This is a genomic window from Nodularia sp. LEGE 04288 (assembly GCF_963896525.1).
GTDB lineage: Bacteria > Cyanobacteriota > Cyanobacteriia > Cyanobacteriales > Nostocaceae > Nodularia.
This window is the reverse complement of record NZ_CAWQOY010000182.1, coordinates 31385-53747: the sequence shown is the minus strand read 5'-3', so window position 1 is coordinate 53747 and position 22363 is coordinate 31385. Positions and strand designations below refer to the sequence as shown.

General features: G+C 42.5%; 22 protein-coding genes and 2 pseudogenes. 16 read left to right on the top strand and 8 right to left on the bottom strand.

Features of this window, described 5'->3' with window-relative positions; genetic code table 11:
* Positions 1 to 197 precede the first annotated feature (197 nt).
* From AACX33_RS26235 to dpdD, 5 genes are read left to right on the top strand one after another with little or no spacing between them, the layout of a single operon-like run.
* A complete protein-coding gene (locus tag AACX33_RS26235; protein WP_193999810.1) occupies positions 198 to 1619 on the top strand; it encodes a hypothetical protein in 1422 nt (473 codons plus the stop codon).
* Positions 1620 to 1661: 42 nt separating this feature from the next.
* Positions 1662 to 1931, top strand: coding sequence for a hypothetical protein (locus tag AACX33_RS26230; protein ID WP_193999808.1), 270 nt, complete (start codon positions 1662 to 1664; stop codon positions 1929 to 1931).
* Positions 1901 to 2347 (top strand): HNH endonuclease, encoded by a 447-nt coding sequence (locus tag AACX33_RS26225; protein ID WP_193999806.1) that lies wholly within the window; start codon positions 1901 to 1903, stop codon positions 2345 to 2347. The genes AACX33_RS26230 and AACX33_RS26225 overlap by 31 nt, the downstream gene beginning before the upstream one ends.
* A 6-nt stretch (positions 2348 to 2353) precedes the next feature.
* Positions 2354 to 2869, top strand: coding sequence for a phospholipase D-like domain-containing protein DpdK (dpdK, locus tag AACX33_RS26220; RefSeq protein WP_193999804.1), 516 nt, complete (start codon positions 2354 to 2356; stop codon positions 2867 to 2869).
* Positions 2866 to 5133 carry a protein DpdD gene (gene dpdD / locus AACX33_RS26215; RefSeq protein ID WP_193999802.1) on the top strand — a complete coding sequence of 756 codons (2268 nt, stop codon included), beginning with the start codon at positions 2866 to 2868 and terminating at the stop codon, positions 5131 to 5133. The genes dpdK and dpdD overlap by 4 nt, the downstream gene beginning before the upstream one ends.
* A gap of 111 nt (positions 5134 to 5244) precedes the next feature.
* Here dpdD and AACX33_RS26210 read toward each other — a convergent pair whose 3' ends face one another.
* On the bottom strand, positions 5245 to 6342 hold the full coding sequence (locus AACX33_RS26210; protein ID WP_193999800.1) for a DNA sulfur modification protein DndB: 1098 nt from the start codon (positions 6340 to 6342) through the stop codon (positions 5245 to 5247).
* 374 nt (positions 6343 to 6716) lie between these two features.
* Here AACX33_RS26210 and AACX33_RS26205 point away from each other — a divergent pair, with 374 nt between their 5' ends.
* The 5 genes from AACX33_RS26205 to AACX33_RS26185 are packed head-to-tail and all read left to right on the top strand — an operon-like array spanning position 6717 to position 12142.
* Complete coding sequence (locus tag AACX33_RS26205) at positions 6717 to 8081, top strand: hypothetical protein (RefSeq protein WP_193999798.1); 1365 nt, start codon at positions 6717 to 6719, stop codon at positions 8079 to 8081.
* Between the two features lie 21 nt (positions 8082 to 8102).
* Entirely contained in the window at positions 8103 to 8315 is a 213-nt protein-coding gene (locus AACX33_RS26200; RefSeq protein ID WP_193999796.1) for a hypothetical protein, read from the top strand.
* Positions 8316 to 8354: 39 nt separating this feature from the next.
* Entirely contained in the window at positions 8355 to 9524 is a 1170-nt protein-coding gene (locus AACX33_RS26195; protein ID WP_193999794.1) for a hypothetical protein, read from the top strand.
* A complete protein-coding gene (locus tag AACX33_RS26190; protein ID WP_193999792.1) occupies positions 9521 to 11782 on the top strand; it encodes a UvrD-helicase domain-containing protein in 2262 nt (753 codons plus the stop codon). The genes AACX33_RS26195 and AACX33_RS26190 overlap by 4 nt, the downstream gene beginning before the upstream one ends.
* Before the next feature lie 45 nt (positions 11783 to 11827).
* Positions 11828 to 12142 (top strand): nucleotide pyrophosphohydrolase, encoded by a 315-nt coding sequence (locus tag AACX33_RS26185; protein ID WP_193999790.1) that lies wholly within the window; start codon positions 11828 to 11830, stop codon positions 12140 to 12142.
* Positions 12143 to 12219: 77 nt separating this feature from the next.
* Here the strand turns inward: AACX33_RS26185 and AACX33_RS26180 are convergent, their stop codons facing one another.
* From AACX33_RS26180 to AACX33_RS26160, 5 genes and pseudogenes are all read right to left on the bottom strand, one after another.
* Complete coding sequence (locus AACX33_RS26180; RefSeq protein WP_265338628.1) at positions 12220 to 12369, bottom strand: hypothetical protein; 150 nt, start codon at positions 12367 to 12369, stop codon at positions 12220 to 12222.
* A complete protein-coding gene (locus AACX33_RS26175) occupies positions 12360 to 12839 on the bottom strand; it encodes a sensor histidine kinase (protein ID WP_265338627.1) in 480 nt (159 codons plus the stop codon). Before AACX33_RS26175 ends, AACX33_RS26180 begins: the two co-directional genes overlap by 10 nt.
* Positions 12840 to 13005: 166 nt before the next feature.
* Positions 13006 to 13500, bottom strand: a pseudogene (locus AACX33_RS26170) (HARBI1 family protein).
* 33 nt (positions 13501 to 13533) lie between these two features.
* Positions 13534 to 14031, bottom strand: coding sequence for a transposase family protein (locus tag AACX33_RS26165; protein WP_193999788.1), 498 nt, complete (start codon positions 14029 to 14031; stop codon positions 13534 to 13536).
* Between the two features lie 58 nt (positions 14032 to 14089).
* A complete protein-coding gene (locus AACX33_RS26160) occupies positions 14090 to 15763 on the bottom strand; it encodes a GMC oxidoreductase (protein WP_193999786.1) in 1674 nt (557 codons plus the stop codon).
* A gap of 436 nt (positions 15764 to 16199) precedes the next feature.
* Between AACX33_RS26160 and AACX33_RS26155 the strand changes: the two genes are divergently transcribed.
* Complete coding sequence (locus AACX33_RS26155; RefSeq protein ID WP_227788828.1) at positions 16200 to 16448, top strand: hypothetical protein; 249 nt, start codon at positions 16200 to 16202, stop codon at positions 16446 to 16448.
* Positions 16449 to 16543: 95 nt separating this feature from the next.
* Here the strand turns inward: AACX33_RS26155 and AACX33_RS26150 are convergent, their stop codons facing one another.
* On the bottom strand, positions 16544 to 16936 hold the full coding sequence (locus AACX33_RS26150) for a nuclear transport factor 2 family protein (protein WP_193999784.1): 393 nt from the start codon (positions 16934 to 16936) through the stop codon (positions 16544 to 16546).
* A 120-nt stretch (positions 16937 to 17056) separates the two neighbouring features.
* Here AACX33_RS26150 and AACX33_RS26145 point away from each other — a divergent pair, with 120 nt between their 5' ends.
* The 5 genes and pseudogenes from AACX33_RS26145 to AACX33_RS26125 all read left to right on the top strand — a co-directional run bounded on the left by AACX33_RS26145 (position 17057) and on the right by AACX33_RS26125 (position 20753).
* On the top strand, positions 17057 to 17662 hold the full coding sequence (locus AACX33_RS26145; protein ID WP_227788827.1) for a TetR/AcrR family transcriptional regulator: 606 nt from the start codon (positions 17057 to 17059) through the stop codon (positions 17660 to 17662).
* A 5-nt stretch (positions 17663 to 17667) separates the two neighbouring features.
* Positions 17668 to 17967 carry a tyrosine-type recombinase/integrase gene (locus AACX33_RS26140; RefSeq protein ID WP_445253351.1) on the top strand — a complete coding sequence of 100 codons (300 nt, stop codon included), beginning with the start codon at positions 17668 to 17670 and terminating at the stop codon, positions 17965 to 17967.
* A 259-nt stretch (positions 17968 to 18226) separates the two neighbouring features.
* Positions 18227 to 18892 carry a cobalt transporter gene (locus tag AACX33_RS26135; protein ID WP_193999780.1) on the top strand — a complete coding sequence of 222 codons (666 nt, stop codon included), beginning with the start codon at positions 18227 to 18229 and terminating at the stop codon, positions 18890 to 18892.
* 5 nt (positions 18893 to 18897) lie between these two features.
* Positions 18898 to 19793: pseudogene (locus tag AACX33_RS26130) on the top strand (efflux RND transporter permease subunit); the annotation flags it as partial.
* A gap of 165 nt (positions 19794 to 19958) precedes the next feature.
* On the top strand, positions 19959 to 20753 hold the full coding sequence (locus tag AACX33_RS26125) for an LmeA family phospholipid-binding protein (protein WP_193999958.1): 795 nt from the start codon (positions 19959 to 19961) through the stop codon (positions 20751 to 20753).
* A 113-nt stretch (positions 20754 to 20866) separates the two neighbouring features.
* Here the strand turns inward: AACX33_RS26125 and AACX33_RS26120 are convergent, their stop codons facing one another.
* A complete protein-coding gene (locus AACX33_RS26120) occupies positions 20867 to 22258 on the bottom strand; it encodes a UDP-glucose dehydrogenase family protein (protein ID WP_193999778.1) in 1392 nt (463 codons plus the stop codon).
* Between the last annotated feature and the right edge of the window lie 105 nt (positions 22259 to 22363).

The following is a 22363-nucleotide window of genomic DNA, read 5'->3' as shown; positions in this document are numbered from 1 at the left end:
AACAAGGACTAATTCTTTTTGATTTAGAACTTAAGCGTGCTGGATTAGTAGCTCAGGTCACAAAAACTAGCATTCATGAAATCGAGGATATAAATAAAGAAATTACACATTTACGCTTTCTAATTACAGATCCCACAGGTCAAGGAGAATATACTCTAATTCAAGAGCCTACTATTCCAAAAAGTGAACAGGCTGAATTGGCGGCAGATTATGTCAAAAAAACAAATACCGATAGTATAGAGGAAGAAACAAAAACATCAAATATTTCTACTGAATCAGACGAAGATAGCGATGATGGTTTTGAAGAAGAAGAAGAAGAGGGCAATATATACTCTTCAAATAAAAATTTGAATATAAATATAACTGGAAATGAAAAATTACAAGAGCAATTTCGTGAAATATTTTTAGAAGCTTATTCACTTTTAGATAATTCAGCCAAAAGTAAGGAAGCAGAATCAAATATCACATTTTGCTTGTACAGGCTAGAACCTCATGAATCAATACGTGAGCCGATATTAGATTTACTTTACAGATTGCCTTGGCGTTCTGAAGCTGTATGTAATTGTTTAGGACGTTTTAAAAATGATTCAGTTATTATAAGAAAATTACAAGATTTTATAACTGAACATAAGGTATATTCTTGGCATCGTGCTAATTCACTATGGTCTTTATATCAAATTAGTGGAGCTAAAAATACTGCGTTTATATGCCGAGAATGGCTAGCCGATACTCGACTTGACTGGTATGCAAGAATGATAGCTGCACGAATATTGGCAGAACTTCCTGGTCAACATTCCTATTTTATGGAATGCTTGCAGCAAGAACAACACAATAGCAAAGATGATCCAGAAGCTTCTTCACTTCTTAGACAAAAACTAGCTTATGGTGCATTTCAGAGGATTAAATTACATAATAAAATTTTGGCATTGTTTCGCTTAATTTGTAGTGATAAAAGTCCTGTACTTCACAGATTAGTCATTTATCTTCTACAAATGGATAAATGTAGAGTTACCTGGGATGATTTAAAGCCGCACCACCAAGAAATGAGCAAGCTGTCAGATTTAGTTAAAGATGTTGGCTTATCACCAGACGCACCGAAAATATGCTTTATATACCAAACACTTTCAACTATGTATGAGGTTTCGTTATCGCAAACAGACCTGCGCGATTTTTATAAAAGCCATTATGAAAAAGCAGTTGAGCATTTGCGTGAATCTTTTAAAAACTATCAGCAGTCACCCAGCGATTATATCAGAACATTTCATCAATTTGCACACTTAACTCTTATTGCATTCTATGAAGATATTTTACCTTCAGAGCAAGGAATATATGGTAAAGGAGGATATGGAGATTTATCACATAGAGGAGTCTTTGTAACTACTCTTCCTAATGGGGTAAATACTTGGAAAGACTTAGGAAATATGCGTAACCGTGTTGATCATCCAGTAGAGCAAAATACTAAATCTCATTCTCGAAAAATTACCGTTAAAGAAGCCGAATTTATTTCTAAAAAACTTAAAGTGGCTTTATATGAAATTTTTGATATTTGGCTATCTCATTCAAGAACTACTCTTCCTAATGCAGGAACACATAATAATAATGTTGTACCCGTTTCATAATGAATTGCGGCACAATAGAACCAAAAGCACTATGAACACACAATGACTACCCAATTGATGGTTCAACCCTCATCCTTAATGTCTTCTGGTATCAGGATGAGCGAATTCGGTGACATTTATCTGTTTAAATTTACCGATGAGCTACAGTCTCGGTTTGAAGAACTGTTGGAGAAGAAAAAAGCTGATGCGCTCACTCCTGAAGAAGAAGCTGAATATGTAGGCATCTCCGAATTAGAGCGAATATTTACCTTGATAAACGCTCAACTAGCGGCGAAAAGTAAATGGTGTCCGAGAAAACTCGAAAACTTGTAAGACAACGAGCTAAATACCTCTGTGAATACTGTCATTCTCCAGAATACTTGAGTCCAGACCGTTTTACCATTGACCATATCATGCCGCAGTCTTTGGGAGGCTCAGATGAACTGGATAATTTAGCCTTAGCTTGTCATCGCTGTAATGAGCGTCACTATAATTTTACAGTAGGTACTGATCCCAAAACCCAAGAACAAGTTCCTTTATTTCATCCTCGTCAGCAACAATGGTCTGAGCATTTTATTTGGACAAAAGACGGGACAAAAATTATAGGTACAACTCCTACAGGGAGAGCTACTAAAGATCGCTTTGACTTCAATGATGAACGTCGGGATGAGCCTTCAATTCAAGTGGCTCGTCGTTTTTGGGTAGAAGCTGGTTGGCATCCCCCCCAGTCAGATCCACGTCAAGAATAAAATAAAATGCCTTCCCGCTATATCCACTCCCGCCTAAGTTCCCGCCAAATCCCCGACTTACTCCAAACTATCTTCGTCGCCGAACTGATTAACCCCAGTCAGTGCATCTGGCTTGTTTCCCCCTGGATATCTGATATCCCTGTTATCGATAACACTGCCAACACTTTCCTCTCCCTAGAACCCTCTTGGAGTCGCTCCCGCATTCGCCTTTCCCAAATCCTCGCTACCCTGGCGGAACAGGGAACAACCATATACATCGCTACCCGTCCCGACTCCCATAACCATAGTTTTTTGTCAGCACTCAAACTTAGAAATGACGGCACGAACTGCCACATCCACATTACCGAAGAATTACACGCAAAAGGTATCCTGGGAGATGGGTATTATCTTGCAGGTTCGATGAATTTTACCTACAACGGAATTACAGTTAATGAAGAAGCAGTAATTTATGAGACATTACCAGAAATTATCGCTGAACAACAGGTGATTTTCGCTAACCGTTGGGGGGGAGTAGAACCATGAATAATTCTACTAATACCGATGTTCGTCGCTTCCTAGAGCAGTTTTTTGGCGCAGATAATAAATTTGACTTGGGAAAAATTGAAGGTGGTGAAGGCAATCAGGCGAAAATTCGTCCCTGGGTGGAACGACTGACCCAACCTGAACCTCAAACAACCGTTCTCCCTCGTTGGCGTGAAAAAAGCGTAGATTGGTATGGGATAGCCCAAAGCCAACGCCAATTACGTTCCTTGAGTGAAGAATTAATCGCATTCGTTGGCCCCACTTATTCTACATTTCGGGGACAACAAGCCCAGCTAAACTTGCAAGACCCTGTAGAATTAGCGGTTTATGAATTTACTGGTGGTGCAGTGTTCAAACTAAGCGGACAAGCCAAAGATGTTTGGGAAGCTTTAGAACGGATGCGCCGGGTGAGCGATCGCCGAGTCAAGCGAGTTATAGAAATTCCTCTGCCCACGGGTCGGGTACTGCGGGACTTTTACATGGCACTGCAAGCAGGCGATCGCATGGCGGCGGAAAATTCCCTGCAATACCTGATAGACCAGCATCGTCTGGATGCCCTGAATCTGCTGTTTCTGCGGGTGCAACTCTTAGCAGAATTGGAGCAATGGAACGAATTACTTACCCTCCCAGAACTAGGTAATCTTTTGCAGGTTCGCCGACCCTTTGCAGTTACCCAAGCTCTGCTGAGGGCAGTGTACCGCACTGAATTACAACATTTTGAAGACAATAACGCCCCTGGTAGTGCTGTAGCCTATTTCCAAGAAGTAGTTTTCCCTCGTTACAACAATCTTTTTGCTGTCCGTGCAGGTAGTAAAATCCCCGAAGTCCTGAAATTATTTATGCTGCTGGCTGTGGGTGGAGAACCAGCAAAACCTACTCTCCGGGATGAACTGCTGGCAATTTCGGAAGTTGAAGAGACTCATCGCAGCTATTTGCAAAGGTTAGCTGCACTGCTAAAAGATGCTACTCCTGACAACCCAGGCGACCCCTTACAACAAGCCGAACAGCTGTCTAAGGATGGAGACTTTGACCAAGCCTTTTCATTGCTTTGTGATAGTCCACCATCGAAGGAGAAAGTTCGTTTGCTCTTCCAGTGTGCCTACGAATTGGGAACCTTGGCAGTGGAAAAAGCTGCATTGCAAGCCTTTGATGCGCTAACGGCTGATGAGCAAACAGCCTTGCTGAAGGTACGCTGGAACCAAGATTTTTTGACCCAACTGTGGGGAAGTGAAGAAAATACAACCAAAGACACCCCCACCGCCGAAGCTGTCCCCACCAGTTGGCTAGAGTGGTTATTGCAGTTGGACAAAGAACCAAATTGGGAACGAGCTTTATATACTGCACGCCAAGGTTCTGCGGAGTGGGATGTCACCAGTTTGCTGATGCAACCACAAGCAGTGGCAGATTTTGACGAGTTGTTGGATCAAGTCGCCTCAAAAGCTGAGTCTGTGCTGCACAATGCCCTCCCCCACTTGTTAGCGTTTTTCCAAAAAGATGAACATTTTCCTCGTTGCGAGTTTGTGATGCTTTATCACTCGCTGCTAGAACTGCTAGTTCTCAGCACTCAGGGTGGAGATGCTGATTTAATTTTATTCAATGATTTAGCGATCGCTCTTTTAACTTTGGGAGTTGAGACGGGAAAATATACTGAGATTATAGAGTATGCTTTGGAACTCTGGAATCGCTTTAACTCTCCCAAAAAGGTTGATTGGGTGCTTGACTTCGTTGATTTACTGGTATCATACCCGTGTGCAGTTCCCCAGATGCGCCAACAGTTATTATTTACAGTTGCTGAAAGTCTACGTCGCTTTGCCGGCAGGATTGATGAGACTCAATGGGGGATTTTTCGCTCTCTGGTTCAAGACCTGAATCTGCAAGCAGCGCTGCCAAATTTACTAGGCGAACAAGCAAGTTTGGTAGAACCAAGCATTGAGGTTGAGGCGAATATCTTCCAAAATCTGAAGGGGAAATCTCTTCTGATTTACACTCTGACAGAATCAGCAGCTTTAAGGGTGAAGAGCATTTTGGCAGCAGCTTGTCAAGATGTTAAAGTTTACCTCAGTCATGATCATGGGGGTAATGATAGGTTGCGTCAGTGGGTGAAAAACTCTGATATTGTTGTCGTGGTGACGGCTAGTGCTAAACACTCGGCTACAGGTTTTATTGAAGCGAATCGTCCATCACACCTTGCACCAATTCTTTTGGTTAATAGTAAAGGTAGTGCAAGTATGCTGCGGGTGATTCGGGAGTATTTAGGTGGGTGAGGATATAAGAATAGCTGATCTTCCATGCGCGATCGCTAAAGGTGGAGCATCGTCGCACTTTCAGCATGAGGTGGGCATCTTGCCATATTTTACTGTCAATAAATACGTAAATTAAACTACATTACTCACAGGGAGAATACCCACAAATTCACGCAAAACCCGATGGCAAGCATCCACAGTAGTTCGTGTATTTTGAATAATTGGGTTTCCTGTTGCGCCAACTTGTGTGACTCCTCGTTCTAGCCAAAATTCGTTACGTTTACGCCAATCTATCTCCCGCAGTCTATTCAACCACTTAACCAGTTCCGGTTCGGGAACATTTTCTAATAACAAATCGCGAGCCAACATTCCTAAAGCCTGGAATACAACTGCGTTCACAGTCAGCGACTCCTGTCTTTGCTGTGTGCGTTCCTCCTTGCTTTTAATGTTCCAAGGGTCATCAGGTAAAATGCTGGCTACAGCCGCCCAAAACGTGGCTGCCCAATCGATTCTCAATTCCAAATCTTTCTTAGAGTTGAGATTGGGAAACATATATTTCGTGGCTGTCACCAGGGTAGAAAGTGTCAACACCTTGGGATTGTGCTTACCCAAGCCTTTCTCCACCATTTCTACATTGTTACGGAACTGAGGAACTCGTTGGAGCAAATCTTTGGCAATTAAAACTGTAGGCGATCGCTTATCAAACATATGCGAAAGCGATACACTTGGTCTTTGCACTAACAGGTTTTGGTCACGGAAAGCTTGACGCTCCTCCTCTAATGGCAGTCCCGCATATATCAACACGCCAATTTCTAACTGTGAAAGGATGATGGCATACTCTGACTGTTGCGCCTGAATATCTAAGAGCGATTGACGAATGCCATAGCATCTATGCTGCCCATCAGTTAAACGTAAAGCAACAGAGTGATAAGGAAGGTAAAGACTGCCATCCCTGTAGGTTGGGCGTGGCTGAACATTAACGCAAATCGGTGGGAAAAATGTAGTTCCATCCTGATAAGTTTCCAAAATATACCGAGCGATCGCCTTGACTCGCGTTTGATTAAGTTTACGTTGAGCGAAGTCTGGCAGTTCCGAAACATTGGGTATATAAAGGTGACCGTCATTTAACAGACGAGCAACGTCACCAAAAGTAATGCTGGCAACGTAACTTATTTGTTCACCTAGAGGACCGCGCTGTACGGGAACGCCTTTTATAACAAGTTCAAACATTATTCTTTTGGTTGGCTTTCATTCTCAAACTAGCTTGCATACAAGCATGCATGGTAGCAGCAATATGTGTCATGTATATATGCTTAGGGTATTTACACAGTGCTAGGAGAATAATTGCCTCACCAAGTACGGATACCGGACGAAATTTTTTCAGAGTTGTACAAGATCAGAGAATCTCTGATCGATCCTCAATACATTAGCGACGCTCCAACTTACCAAGACATGGTAAACGTGGCACTAAAAAGATTGATTAGTGATTGGCAGCAAAATCTTAATGCCCGCAGCCATATAACTGAACAACTTCTTGAACAGCGTCAAATTGCCCGTTCCAGGATGGGTAGGAACAAGGCTAATACTATAGATGTCGAACCATAATGAAAGGTATTTTCCTGCACAGCTACAACGGAGAACCTCCGACTAATACAGAGATTCAATCATTATTGGGAAATAGTGACCGGAATTACACTTATATTGTCGCAACAGTAGCACAAGCAAAGCAGAGAGAGGAACTAGCACCACTACATCAAATTGTTGATGGAAAAGCTCAAATAGTATTTCACCGATTTTTGCGCCTTCTAATTAATAAGAAGCTGCTAACTCGTGCTGAAGAAAGCATTGCCTTAAAAAGAGCAGCTGAAGATATAGCTAAAAAATCTCCGGAGATTGTTCTGCAACTTAAAAATGACGTTTACTCTTGGGCAGATGCTTTAGCAGAGTTAGCACAACGGGGAATTGACTTGAGTCAGGGCATAAAACCCGAATTAGAAAATTCACTAGTAAATTATTCCGTTGGGCAGTTACTTCAGTCTTTTCAAAACTTTTATCAAAGCATTCAAAAACAAAGTGGATTACAAACTTTTGAGGAAGCTGCCTATGAATTACTCAACAACTATGAGCCAACCCGACTGGTTATAATGGAGGGTTTCACGTTTTTGACACCTCTACAGCAACGATTTCTCCATGAGTGCCATAAAAGAGAAGTTACTGTGCATATTTTCATCCCCTATAGAGATACTCAAGCCTACGGGTTTGAGATAATGCAACGGACTTATTACGGTAAAACCATTAACATTGTCAATCCCCAGCCACGGTTGCTACCAACAGCCAGCTTCATTAGAGCAAATAATCTATCTCGACTGCAACAATATCTTTTTGCTGATGAAGTTGTGGAAACAGGAGAGCCAGAAAAAATACCATCAGTTACTCTGGAGTACTACAGTCACCGCAACCGGGAAGTAGCCGCTTGCATTAAGCGTATTAAAGAGTATCTGCAAAATGGGGTAAAAGCTGAACAAGTTGCAATAGTAACAAGGGCTAGATCGGAATTCCAAATTCTGCTGCAAGAAGAGGTAGAGTTACATAAACTTCGGGATAATGAAGGCAACATTGTAACTTTAGGAATTCAGCCTCGTCAGTTATTACTAACCCCATTAGGACGTTTTGTTTTAACTTTATACAAAATATGGCAGAAAAATTCTCTTCAAATGGATATAGACCAATTTGAAGCTATTTTAGCTTCTGGTTGGTTAGGTGGCCATTTACAAAGAACTACAGAACAATTTAATGCCGTCAAGTTTCAGATGTTTGCTCGTTGTAGTAATCGAGAAAGTTGGCACGGAAGTTTGACTAATTTGCAGAATCTGAAAAAGGAACTGCCGCATGACTCTCGTCTTCCAGCAGCATCTGTAAGTGAAAAAACCATTGCTTTATGGGAAAGTGCGATCGCCGAATTAGAATAAATTTGCCAAAAACTATTTTCTGTGGGCGAACAGACCATTGGAAAGCACGTTGAATACTTGCTAGATGAGTTAAGTTACCTAGCGCCGGAAGAAATGCTCAAGGCTGAACGCGAAATTTTAGAGCGGATTGGGATTGTCTTGAGCGAACTGACAGAATCTGCTTCCCTCGAAATCAGCCCCGATGAATTTGGTGACGTTCTCAATAGCCTTGTGCAGGAGCGCACCCCAAAATAAAACGAAGAAGAAGAGCCAGATAAACCCCAGCAAATTTGGGTGGCTACACCTGAAGGAATTGACGGTTATCAAAAAGATATCGTTTTTTTCTTAGGGGTGGATAATCAGCGTGTTCCTCTACCATACACAGAACCTTGGCCATTTTACATTAATAAAATTGATGAACATCAAGAGAAAGAACGCTACTTTTTTCTAGCTGTAGTTCGTTCTGCCAAACAGCATTTGCACTTGTCATATGCCAGAGCAGATGAAGAACAAAAGTATCGCCCTTCTCTGTACATGGAGGATGCAGCGACTGTCTTTGGAATGCCTATAGAGGAAAAGTTTGATTTACAGGAGATCGATGAATTAGAAGATACGTCTACACCAAGCAGACCTTTAACTCAAGCTCGTAGAAAAAATTACGATCTAGCGGAGATTGCACACTTTGGGCTATGTCCTTTTAGATACAAGCTAGAACGTCTTGATTTTAAAGCACGCCAATACCGCGACAAATTTCAGATGCGCTTCCTAGCTCAAGGAGAATGGATTAATCTGGTTTTCCAGCATCTTGTGGAGCAGAAGACAAAAGCTAAAGGAGAAGATAAGATTCTTAAAATGTTCTTTGTTGCTATCGATGCTGCAAGACAAAATGTCAAATTAAAATTTCATGGTTTAAGAGATTTGGATTGGGTAACTGTTGAGCGTTACGTGCAACGTGACTTTATAAACGCAGCTCAATTTTATGGCAAAGATAATTATCAGATTAGCGTTGAATCAGTAAGACCAGTTAAATATGTAGTAACAAACAATGAGCGAATCGTCCAAATTGAAGTTAACGTACGCTACGCAATTATAAAAGGTAGATACTCCTACCCATACATCAATAACCTAATGCGGGAAGAATGGCTAATATCGCCGCCTAAACCAAAGGTGGAAAGTCCCGAATATATGGAAGTCGATGGAGTTAAGGTTTTTCCTGGTCACTACCATGCAGTGCAGTGGTGGCAAAACGCAATTAGGACAGCTTTTAACTTTGAGCGATCCCGTCAACAGAACAACGACTTTGCTAGACAACAACAGCAGAATTACCAAAAGCAACAGGAAAAGATTGGGGATTTTATTCAGGCAATTGAGGCTGGGCATTATCCCAAGCATTTTGGAGAACACTGTCTGTACTGCCCAGTGCGTGGTGAATGCCTTGGTTTGTCTGAGGAGGAAAATTCATGAACGAACTAATCCGGGGAGGTTTAAGCGTTACCAAGCAACAGGCACAAGTTATCGACCAATTACTTAATAATAAAATAAGTGTGGTTGGAGCTGGGGCAGGTTCTGGCAAAACCCACACTACAGTCGCAGCAGTTTTAGAAATACTACAACGCAAACTTGCCACTCTCGATCAGTTTATCCTTATAACTTTCACTAAAAAGGCAGCTGATGAGTTACAGGAACGGATGGAGAAAGAACTAGCAAAGCGACTAGTTTCCGCCAAAAATGCAGAAGAGCGAAATTTTTGGCGGAAGCAGCAGGAGAGGTTAACTATTGCTTTTATCGGTACAATTCACAGTTTTTGCGCCCAAATATTACGAACTTTCGGCTATGAAGAACGCGTTGCCAGAGAATCAAAAATTACCTTATCCCGGTATCAACTAACTGAAACACTTCAAGATGTTCTTGAAAAATATACAGCCAGTCAAAATCCAATTTTATTTGGAGAAAGACTCTATTGGCAGGAACACGAACTGCGTAGGTTGCTAGCCAATATCCTCGAATACATGCATAACCATAATCTTGATCCTGCATCCATATTGGGACAGACTCAATGTCAAGCTGAGGATTCAGAAAAGGCTTATCGTGTTGCTATAGCCGAATTGCTGGCGGATACTGAAACATTCTACACCGAACGCAAGCGAAAGGATCAAGTATTAGATTCCAGCGATCTCATAAGTAAAACAGCAGCACTACTTGAATGTTTAGAAGGTTCGACAATCGTTCAAAAATTAACTGAGCGATATCATTACCTTTTTATTGATGAGTTTCAGGATACAGATCGAGTAAAAAAACGTCTTGTTGATGCTTTGCGCCCTCAACTTGCGGGATTGCTAGTAGTTGGCGATCGCAAGCAATCTATCTACGGTTTTCGTTCAGCAGATGACTCTCTCATCGAGCAGTTATCTAAAGAAACTGGGGTAAATATTCTGCCTTTAAGTATTTCACGACGACCAACGCAAAAACTTTTAAATGCCCAAAACGAACTATTTAATAGTATCGGTCAGCGCTACCCTAACCTCAATGATCCATTAGAGCCTTGGGAAGGTACTATTCAAGGGCAGAGTGCATTAGCACCAATCACTTATGCTCCAGCTGGCGATAAAGTGAGTTTAGAACAAGGCATTGCTGCTACTGCTAGTCAAATCCGTGAGTTGATGAGCCAGGAAATCGACGACCCGCAAACAGGAAAACTCCGTCCTATAGAACAAGCTGATATTGCCATTTTAGTTCGCTCTAATAATCAACTCAGTAACTATGAACGGCAGCTACAAATTTTGTTGAAAGATACAGGTATTACCGTGCGTTCAGATGCTGGTGGTAGGTTCTTCGAGAAACCTGAGATTGTCTCTACTTTCCAAATGCTAAAATTAGTTCTCTACTATCCTGATGATACAGCTTTATCTTTAGCACTGCGGACTCCCTATCTAAAAGGTGTTGATCCAACTGCTCACGAGCAGTATATTCTTCAATATGGAACCCGTGAAGGTAATCCTCTCATGGACTGGTTCGAGCAAGAATATCCAAACTACAACCGCTATTTGCTGAAATTACGGAAATCTGTACGCTCTGCCACTGTCCCTCAGATACTAACACGGCTTTACGAAGCATTTCACATCCGTTCTCACTATCTGCGCCAAAAAAACCAGCAGGCGGCTAATAATCTGGAGAAACTGCGTGAACTCGCCCGTAGTCTCTGCCAAAACGAACAAGCTCTCACCTTACGTCAATTTGTAAAATGGCTAGAAATATCTATACTTTCTTCTAAAGAAGAAGGAGAAGCTTTGCTACCGGAAAATACTGGAGAACGTCCGAACTATGTACGCATTACGACGATACACCGCGCTAAGGGGCTGGAGTTTCCAGTGGTAATCATTCCAGAAGTGCAGTCACCTATAAATCGGTCTGAACAACCGGATTTCCTCATCATTCCAGATTGGGGATTGGAGGTCAATCTACAGAATTGGGGACTACCCAAACACTCCGACAAATACCTACAGGAACTACAAAAGAACCGCAAGTTTCGCATTGAGGAAGAGATGCGCTTGTTGTATGTGGCTGTCACCCGCGCACAAAACGCGGTTATATTCGTAGGCAGTGGTCGCACACCTCCCAAAGCTCAACAGCCTAATCCTGACTCCGAATTTTATTGTTGGAAAGACGAGATTCGATGCGCCTGGAAAAATCTACAAAAACTGGGAGCTATAGTAAAAAATTGAGCCGATACGTCGTATTAATATCAAAAGTACTAAGAAACTTTGGAAATGGCAGATTACACACTTAGAGAAGTTCAGAAACAGATTGATGATTGGGTACAAGAAGTGGGTAAAGGTTATTGGAGTCCCCACGAAATGCTGGCTCGACTAGTCGAGGAGGTGGGCGAAACGTCTCGACTGATTAATCATTTATATGGCCAAAAAAAAAAGAAGGGTAGCGAACCTGTTCAAGAACTCTCCGGTGAACTTGCTGATATTTTGTTTGCTGTCATTTGTCTGGCGAATTCTCAAGACATTAATTTGCAAGAGGCTTTTGAGCAAATGATGAGTAAGTACACCATACGAGATAAGGAAAGATACTAATCGCAAATCACAAATTCAGCTTAAATTTATTACTTCCACTCTTCCTCCTTCTACTTTTTGCCTTACCCCAAACAGGATCACCAAAAGCTGACAAAACCCTTAATCCTTTCTATAGAAGATAAAACTTTCATCTCTAGCGTAAAAATACTACCTTTTCCCACCTGACTTTCAACTTTCAGAATCGCTTGATGTTTTTGGGCGATCGCCACAGCTATAGCTAGCCCCAATCCTGTGCCTCCAGTTTTACGAGAGCGTAGGCGCGCAGCCCGCCGTAGGCATCGCCATCAACACGGTAAAAGCGATCAAAAATTCGCTCCTGATCAGCAACCTCAATCCCAATACCTGTATCTTTTACAGCAATGACAAAAGTGTAATCACTCTTGACTAAGCTAACAGTTACATATCCCCCTCTGGGTGTGTACTGGATGGCATTGGCAATCAAGTTTGACACTAAACGGTAAAGTTGCGATTCGTTACCTAGAGCATAAACCTCGCAAGTGGGAATTTGGCAGCTTAAGTTAATATCAGCAGCAGTAGCCAGTTCTAAAAATTCTTCGGTCAAATCGCTCACCAAATCATTTAAGCAACAGGGGTGAAAAGGTTTTAACGATGAATTTTTCTCCAGACTGGTCAACAAGAGTAAGTCAGCGATCAAATGGCTCAACCTTCGCCCCTGTCGCTCAATAGTATGAAGCATTATTTGCATATCTTGTTGATTTGATTGCGGTATGCGGAGGATAGCTTCAATAGGCGATCGCTATCTTAGCCTACGAGCAAATGGGTGTTTGAAGGCATTAAAGGACAAAAAAACTAAAACTGGGAAGAAAGGTAGAAAATGATTAAATCAATTTAAAGAGAGAAAATTAAGTATTAATGGTTAAAGGAAATAACCGATTAAGTCGTAATCTGACAAGTCCACAAACTGCCATAATCACTTGACTATATCGATGCCGAGCTAGACGGAATCTGTCACTGGCTACTCGAAATATTTTTACTCGACATATCATGTGTTCAACAGCAATTCGGCGTGACGATAGTTGTTTATTTTCTTGTTTTTGTGATGCCGAAATTTCTGCATTCTTTCGTTTTTTATGAGGGGTGGTAATGGCATCATCTCCAATGTAGGCTTTATCTCCCAGAAATTTTTGTGAGGGGACAAATTTATGGCGGGTATCTCAAATTAGATTAATATCACTCATTTTTCCCAACATTCCCACACAGATATCTACAATATCTTCACCATCTGGTAGGATAATAAACTGGTTTTTTAAAGTATGCATTTTTTTCTTACCAGAGTAGTATCTTTTTTGCTCCTGATAGTCTATAGGTCTTGGTATAGCTTGTTCTGCACTATCAATGATTAATTCGTATTCGGATAGGATTCGCTGTAATTATTGATATTTTTGACTGTCTGATTCAACTTCCTCTATTTGAGATGCTGGTAAAATTTCTCTCAAGATATCTACCCAATAATTAAAGGCATCATTGGCTTTGGTTTTGGAAATGTCAAAGAGTAATCCTAAAATCTCAAAAATTGGTTTTTGTCTGAGGTAAACTAGACATAAGCAGATTCCTTCTTTAGGTGAAATCTCTGGTTTGCGTCCACCTCCCTTGGCAATAATACGGACTTTATTTGCGTCTGGGTAGAGGGATTGCATATAAGCGATTTGTCTGTCAAGATCATCTCGCTGTTTTGTGGAACTGACTCGGCAGTAACAAATAACGGTAGTTCGATCTGAACTGCCATTGACGTATGACTCGACATCATACAATCTTTGCCCTGCTGGGTTTTTAATGCTTTTGATTTTGCCTTCATCTGCATATCTCCTCAAAGTATTTGGATGCAATCCCAGAAATTCGACCGCTTTTCTGAGTGGTATGTATGCCATAGGCAAACTATAGTATAAGTTAGTGATAGTGAGCAAATCACCAACTAGTTATGAACCCTTAGCCCAAATGATTTGAAAGTCTCAAAGCCAACCCTGCAAGTGCAAGGACGGGGTTTGCTGCGGTGCTGATAGGCATGACAGACATATCACAAATATACAGTCCGGCAGTGCCTCGAACTTTAAGGTCTTCATCGACAACCGACTCATTATTGAAGCTAGCATTGCGGTTAGCTTTCCACGGCATCCGCAAGGTGCCACAGGCGTGATGAACCGTACCCCAACCAAAAGGCCATTGCTTGCCACTGCCCCCACCATACTCACTAGTAATAAAGTCTACATCATTGAATTCTGCAAAAATGCGATTTCTTGTTTGATTGAGTAAGTCAAAAAACTCATTTTCTCCTTTGCTCCAGCCTGTAAGACTCGGAAAGCGCGATAGCAGCAAATCACTCAGATTCGAGAAGCGTTTGAAGCGAATGTCAGGAGTATAGTTATCGTTAGCGTGGGAGAAAATTCCATTCTCATCATCAAGGCAATTCCCAAAGCTAAATTTGATGTCAACACGCGTTTTACTAGTATCGTCAACCACAGGTTCAGCAGACAGATCGTTGTTTCTCAGATGCCAGTATTCATGATTGATATTCATTTCTATATTGAAGGGGTAGATCACATGACCACTAGCATCTCGATTACCCCGTGAGTAGAAGATGATCTTGGCGTGATCCCGACGACTGAGTTGAATTCGTGAGCCGTTTCTTCCCACAGACGACACATAAGCCTGAGACTCCCCTGTAACAGGGTGATCCGTTAAGCCAAAACCTACTTTCTTCTGAATTTGATCAGGCAGGCTTTGATAGACGGTAGAACGATTGATCAGTTTAGGACTTTCTGTAGAACCCGCAGCAATGACAACTTTAGGGGAATAAAAACTGATTTGCTCTCCTGTAATAGTGTTAGTGGTTTTGACTTCATACCAGTCAAAAGGAACGTTTTGGATCGTTTCTACAAAACTGTTGAGTTTGATGAATAGACCATTACCGTTTTGATCGGCACCAGGCGTTAGACCAGCCTGATTAATCAGCAGTTCAGCCGTGTTAAACACGCCTGTTGGTTCTACAAAGAATTGATCCCGTGGCGTACCGTCGGGATTGAGATAGGGTTGATGTACAGCACGAGGTGTCTGTTTTATCTCAAAATCTGAATTAAGAGCGCTGGACTGAAAATAGTCCACCAACTTTTGTGCCTTATCGCCTAGTGATAACGATTTATTCATCCGGTCATTAGCCGATTTGAAATACTTTGATTCCAAATCTCGACGGACATTATCTGGGAAGAACTCCATCTCCCAACTTTGAGCTTGCGGAATCAGTCCAGACCAAAAAATAGAACGCCCGCCAAAACATAATTGGGGCTTAGAACCAATGAAATGAGAATCGCTAGGTGACTGTTTAAAGTTATCTACGCCAAAGTGTGTGGCTACTGAATTGTTAGGTATGCGACTGATGTTATAGACATGGGTCGGATAAATGAAGGAACCAGCATCTAAAACCAAAATGCGATGATCTTGCCCTAACCGATCTGCCAAATCGTCCGCCAGGATGCCGCCGCCTATTCCAGAACCAATGATAATGAAGTCAAAATCTTTATTATCGCCGTCATAATCTCGGATTAAGCGAGTGTGGGCTTGAGGTTTCTCTGTAACCAGATTTACGTAGTTGTTCTGAAATGGCATCCGTCTTACCCTTGGCTTTTCAAAATTAGTTTAGTCACTAAAATACAATGGATCACTTTGCTGGTCAGTATAAGAAAGCTCTGATTCTGATCATGTAACTGACTCACCAATGCTGTCTAACTATTTATTATACGGAAAGTTTGCGTATAATCTTTTGTCAATCCTAATATATCAAGCATTACAACGAACTCCTGTCTGAATATATGGTCCAAAGTTAACACCCTAGCTCATAGCCATAACACCACACAGCAGGTAAGTGGATTGCTGATGGGTATTCTGCTTCATCTTCCACCAGTAAAATTCGCATCACTCCAAGGAAATCAACCACGAAGCTCTGATCTTACAAAAACTTTTGCCATTTCACCTGGATTTCATCTGCCCTTTGGCAAACTATGGAGAACTTTTGTTTAACTCGTATCCATTGTGAGGAGTGATTATGAAACCTTTTATGCTAGTGAGTTCCATTCTGGCAGCCAGTTTAATTATCAGTGCGCCCACAGTTGTATTTGCTCACGTTGGGCATGATGATGAATTTCAAGCAACGGGCGGCATTAATCGCGTGAAAGTCAATCCCCAAACCGATCAACTATTAGGTATTGTGGTAACAGCGATCGCCTCCACTGCCAAATCTGGATCTGCACAGCGGTTGCCCACAATCTCTGCCACTCCACCAATCAACGACTAATCCGCTGCAACAGCGTTGTTGTGCTGCACTGTTAATTTCAAAAACCTATGTTTGAGAAAACGCGATCGCTGCAACTGATAGCTGAAACATAATTGCTAATTGGAAGTTCTCGTCTTTTGAATCATCTCTTGGATTGTTTCAGTTTCGCCAATTTCATAAAGACTGATCAAACCATCCTCAATGGTAAAGATTTGCTGAACTGTTGTATCCGCAAGTAAATTGCCTTGCAAATCTCTGACGATTTGATGAACAGTAACGACATTTCGATTGTTTTCATCCGTCTCAAACTTTAAGGTTTCAAGCTGCACTTGAATCACCTTATATTGATTAGTCCAGTATTCGCGCACCGCGTCGCGTCCATAAACGAAACCGCCTTCTACCCCGTTCGCCCATTTCACGTCTGGGTGCATCACCGAGATAATTGTTTCAAGCTCGCGATTGTTGAAGGCTTCGTATAAATTTTGCAGAAACTGTTGATTTGAACTCATAATTGTTCACCATAAACTCCGAATATCGTTAAAACAAGAAAGCGACACAATGTTGCCCGTCTCCCGCCGCAAATCACCTATGATGTTATAGGCTATAACATGAGGAGTGTAAAGTCAATTGTGAGTAGTGAAAAGTATCATCATGGGCATTTGCATGAAGCGCTACTTGATGAAGCCTGCAAACAGGTTGCAAAGGGAGGGGGACTGGCTCTCAACTTGAGTGAGCTAGCACGCAGTACTGGAGTCAGCCAGCCAGCCGTTTATCGACACTTTGCGAGTAAACGAGCTTTAACGATTAGTGTGGCGCAGCGAGGATTTGAACAACTGGCTAAAGCCCTACAACAAGCTGCTCAACCCGTGCAAGACGACTCCTTCGAGACAATTAGAGCGATCGCAGAAGCCTACGTAGTGTTTGCACTTGAAAATACTGAACTTGTACGCCTAATGTTTAGCCTGAAAGAGCGTGTTACTGAACCTGCACTTCAGAACATCTCAAAAGCTGCTGCGGTACCGTTATTTAGGATTGTTGAAACAGCAAAACACCGTGATGGTCTTAGAAATCAAGACGTTGATAGGACAGTACGAATTATCTGGGCGACGATTCATGGACTTGCAGTGCTGCTCATGGATGAGCAACTACCTTTCATTACTGATATGCCAGGTGAAATATCTGCTCACATTGAAGCCACCGCAAGAACACTACACATCGGACTTTTTACTCAGTAAAACTTTTGTGTTGGAGCGGTATAACTATTTATTATAAAGATCCCCGCAGTGGCGAAATTCGTCGCCATCACCTTCATGAAAGTAGTTTACAAAAAGCGTTAAAGCAAGCGGTTCGTCAAGCTGGTATTCAAAAAAAGGTGGGTTGTCATACGTTTCGCCACAGTTTTGCTACTCATCTACTGCAAAACGGCTATGACATCCGCACGGTGCAGGAATTATTAGCACACAAGGATGTGAAAACCACGATGATTTATACCCATGTTCTGAATCGGGGTGGTAAGGCTGTGCGTAGCCCCCTTGATTAGAACTACTGGCATATATTTTGCATGAATTTTGAACACCTAAAATGGTACAAAGTTAACACCCTAGCTCATAGCCATAACACCACACAGCAGGCAAGTGGATTGCCGATGGGTATTCTGCTTCATCTTCCACTAGTAAAATTCACATCACTTCAGGGAATCAACCACGAAGCTCTGAATCTTACAAAAACTTTTGCCATTTCACCTGGATTTCATCTGCCCTTTGGCAAACTATGGAGAACTTTTGTTGTGAGGAGTGATTATGAAACCTTTTATGCTAATGAGTTCCATTCTGGCAGCCAGTTTAATTATCAGTGCGCCCACAGTTGTATTTGCTCACGTTGGACATGGTGATGAATTTCAAGCAACGGGCGGCATTAATCGCGTGAAAGTCAATGCTCAAACCGATCAACTGTTAGGTATTGTGGTGACACCGATCGCCTCCTCTGCCAAATCTGGATCTGCTGTCATGATTCCGGTGACGGCATTGGTTGATGCTGATGGCAAGCAGCTAGTCTTTGTGCAGTATAAGAATTTTTATGAGTCAGTAGAAGTCACCACTGGCGCGACCAAAGGCGAACTAATCGCTGTTACCAAAGGATTGTCAGTTGAGGAAAAGCTCGTTACCCAAGATAGTTTGTCGCTCTATGCTGAATCGCGCAAAACCCAAACCGCCGATACAGTACCCAGTCCAGCAGCGATCGCCACTCCTAAAACTGATACAGCCCATGCTCAGGCAGATGTTCAAGGAATACCTCATAGCCATGATGCTAGCGGTAATCTCGTTTCACAGGCTGGTGAAACAACTCAGCAAGCAAGTGGCGGATTGCCGATGGGTATTTTAGCAGGAGTTGGTGGTGGAGTCGTGCTTGTGGGCGGAGCGATCGCTGTTATCGTAGGCAATCGCAAGAACAAGGGAGGCGTTTAATTGAGATGTTGAATTCCATTCTGAATCAGATTCTCAAAAACTCAATTGCCCAACGTTGGTTTATAGTTATCTGTGCAATTTTAGTGACGGTGTGGGGAGTATTCACTGTCACCCAGATGCCACTGGACGTTTTTCCCGAATTTGCGCCCCCCCAGGTGGATATTCACACCGAAGCGACTGGACTCGCTCCAGAGGAAGTGGAATCACAAATTACTGTGCCGATTGAAAGCGCGGTGAATGGTTTGCCGGGAGTGACTACGGTGGGGATGAACGACAGGAACAAGTATTAGTTGATCCAGAAAAATTGCGATCGCTCAATGTTTCTCTGACCGAAGTGACCAATGCTGCCAAAGGCGCAAATTCTAACGCTCCTGGTGGATTTTTAATTGGTGGTGGTCAAGAACTGTTGGTACGCGGTATTGGGCAGGTAAAATCAATTGCAGACTTGCAGCAATCTGTGGTGAAGGTGCAAGATGGTAAACCGATTTTGCTCAAAGATATAGCGGAAGTCAAAACGGGTGCGGCACTGAAGCGGGGAGATGCTAGTTTTAATGGGCAATCGGCTGTGGTGATGATGATTAACAAACAGCCTGATGTCGATACCCCTACGGTGACAAAAGCAGTAGAAGCGGTGCTGCAATCTTTGCAATCAACCTTTCCCTCTGATGTGCAGGTGGCGCGGACGTTCCGGCAGTCTAACTTTATTGATACTGCCATTGCCAATGTCAGCAGTTCCCTAATTCAAGGCATCATCATCGTGTCGGTGATTATGCTGTTATTTCTAATGAATTGGCGTACTGCCGTAATTACTCTCAGTGCAATTCCTCTGTCGCTGTTGATTGGCTTAATGTTCATGAAAGCTTTTGGCTTGGGCATTAACACCATGACCTTGGGCGCTCTTTTCTTGTGACAGTTGAGGGTGCGGAATGTGGGATCCGATACACTCAACTATCAATCATCAGCCAAACCTCACCTCACCATCAGCAGAATGAATGTGGGGATCGCTTGCTCTATTCTTCACAGTTTGTTACAAAAGTATAAAGAACTTCTAGAGATCCAAAACTTCATGTTCGGCGGACTTACTGGTTTAAAAGATTCTCAAAGCACAGATTGGGGAGAGCGAATGCTCAATACAGTCGCCAGCCAAACGATTCGCCACTTGTTTACCCAAAGCGAGTCCGTAGAAGTCTTTGTGCGCTGCTATCCCTCCAGCAAACTGTTGCAAGGCAGCATTGATAGCTTTAAAATGAGCGGTCGAGGCTTGGTGATTCGCAAAGATTTTTTGGTCGAGGAAATGTCCTTTGAAACCGATGCGGTTACCATTGACTTCGGCGCGGTTCTGAGTGGTAAGCTCAACCTCAAGCAACCCACCCAAGCGATCGCTAACGTAATTCTATCAGAAGCGGGCATTAACCAAGCCTTCAATGCCAAACTGGTGACACAGCACCTGGTTAACCTGACAGTACCCTCATTGACAGCAATATCCGGCGGTACACCAGTTTCCTTTACCGATATTCAAGTAGAACTTTTAGCAGAAAATCATCTGCGAATTTTAGCTAAAGCAGATTTAAATAATGGCGAACTCATCCCACTGAACATGGTTATGACTGTAGCCGTAGAACGACGGCGGCGGATTTCCTTTAAAAACCCCCAAATTGAGCTTGACTCAGTACCAGAAGCACAACGGGAAATCTCCCAAACATTGAGTATGGCGCTGGCGGAAATTTTAGATAATATGGTTGATTTGGATCGCTTTGACCTTGATGGTGTGAAATTGCGGCTGAATCGTTTAGAAACTGAAGGTAAAACTTTAATTTTCAGTGGATATGCGGAAATAGAACGTATTCCCAGTAACGGTTAAAATACAGAACCTCACCCCGCCTTTGACTTGCGTCAAAACTTCCGTTCTCCTTCTCCCAAAGGGAGACGCTACGCGAAGGTAAGGAGAGGGGTTGGGGGTGAGGTTTTTAATTTTTATCTTCCCACACCGACATATTGGAAACCAGCCCTAACCATACTTTCAGGGTCAAGGAAGTTCCGACCATCGATCATCACGGGATGGTTCATTAATTTTGCCATCTTAGCGTAATCTAGACCGCTGAACTGCTGCCATTCGGTGACTAATACCAAAGCGTCGCAGCCATCGGCCAGCCTTTCTGCATCAGTTTCCACTAACACGCCAGTCAAACCATGACGTAAACCTGTTTGGGAAACAATGGGGTCATAGGCTTTGACTTTAGCTCCGAGTCGATTTAGCTGCTCAATCAAGTTGAGTGCTGGCGCATCCCGCATATCATCGGTATCTGGCTTGAAGGTTAAACCCAGAAGTCCGACAGTTTTGCCTTTGAGAATTTTAAGAACTTGCTGGAGTTTTTCCAAAGCAATTAGGCGCTGGCGCTCGTTGACACTGACAGCAGCTTTCATAATCTGGGCTTCATAGCCATAATCATCAGCAGTGTGAATCAGTGCGGAGACATCTTTGGGGAAACAAGAACCACCCCAACCAATCCCAGCGTTTAAAAACTTGTTCCCAATCCGGGAATCTAAACCAATGCCTTTTGCTACTTGGGTAACATCAGCACCGACGCGATCGCAAATATTCGCAACTTCGTTAATAAAACTAATTTTGGTGGCTAAAAAGGCATTAGCAGCGTATTTGATCATCTCTGCGGAACTGAGGTCTGTAGATAATACAGGCACTGGTGGTAAAGACTGATCAGCAGCATACTGACGTTCTACAATGGGCGTATACAGTTCTTTCATTAAAGCGATCGCCTTGGGACTATTGCCGCCTAAAACGATCCGATCTGGGTTAAAGGTGTCATACACCGCCGAACCTTCCCGCAAAAACTCTGGATTGCTGACCACATCAAATTGGGGTACATCTTCTAGTGTTTTTTCTTCACTCACTACTCCACCTGCGGGTATAAGTGTTTTCTGACGTTCAGCAATCCCATCCAAAACAATCATTCGTACCCAGTCACCAGAACCAATGGGGACTGTAGATTTATTCACAATTACCTTATAACCACCGTTGAGATTTTCGCCAATACTACGAGCGACAGCTTCCACATAACGGGTGTCACTTTCGCCAGTGGGTAAAGGTGGTGTTCCCACAGCAATAAATAAAACTTCCCCGTGGGCAACTCCGGCCGCAATATCTGTAGTGAAATGGATGTTCTCTGTTTTAATCACAGACTGCATAATCTCTGAGAGTCCCGGCTCAAAAATTGGGGACTGCCCAGATTTCATTAATTTAACTTTTTCTTCATTATTATCTACACAAATTACATCATGACCGATATGAGCCAAGCAAGCACCTGTTACTAAACCAACATAACCAGTACCTATTACGCAAACACGCATTTATTTTCACTCCTCATTTTTTGGGATTAGATTTTTAAAACACTGTCAAATATGACACTTACTATACCATTGAAAAAACTAGTAACTGAAGTACGGGCTACTGAG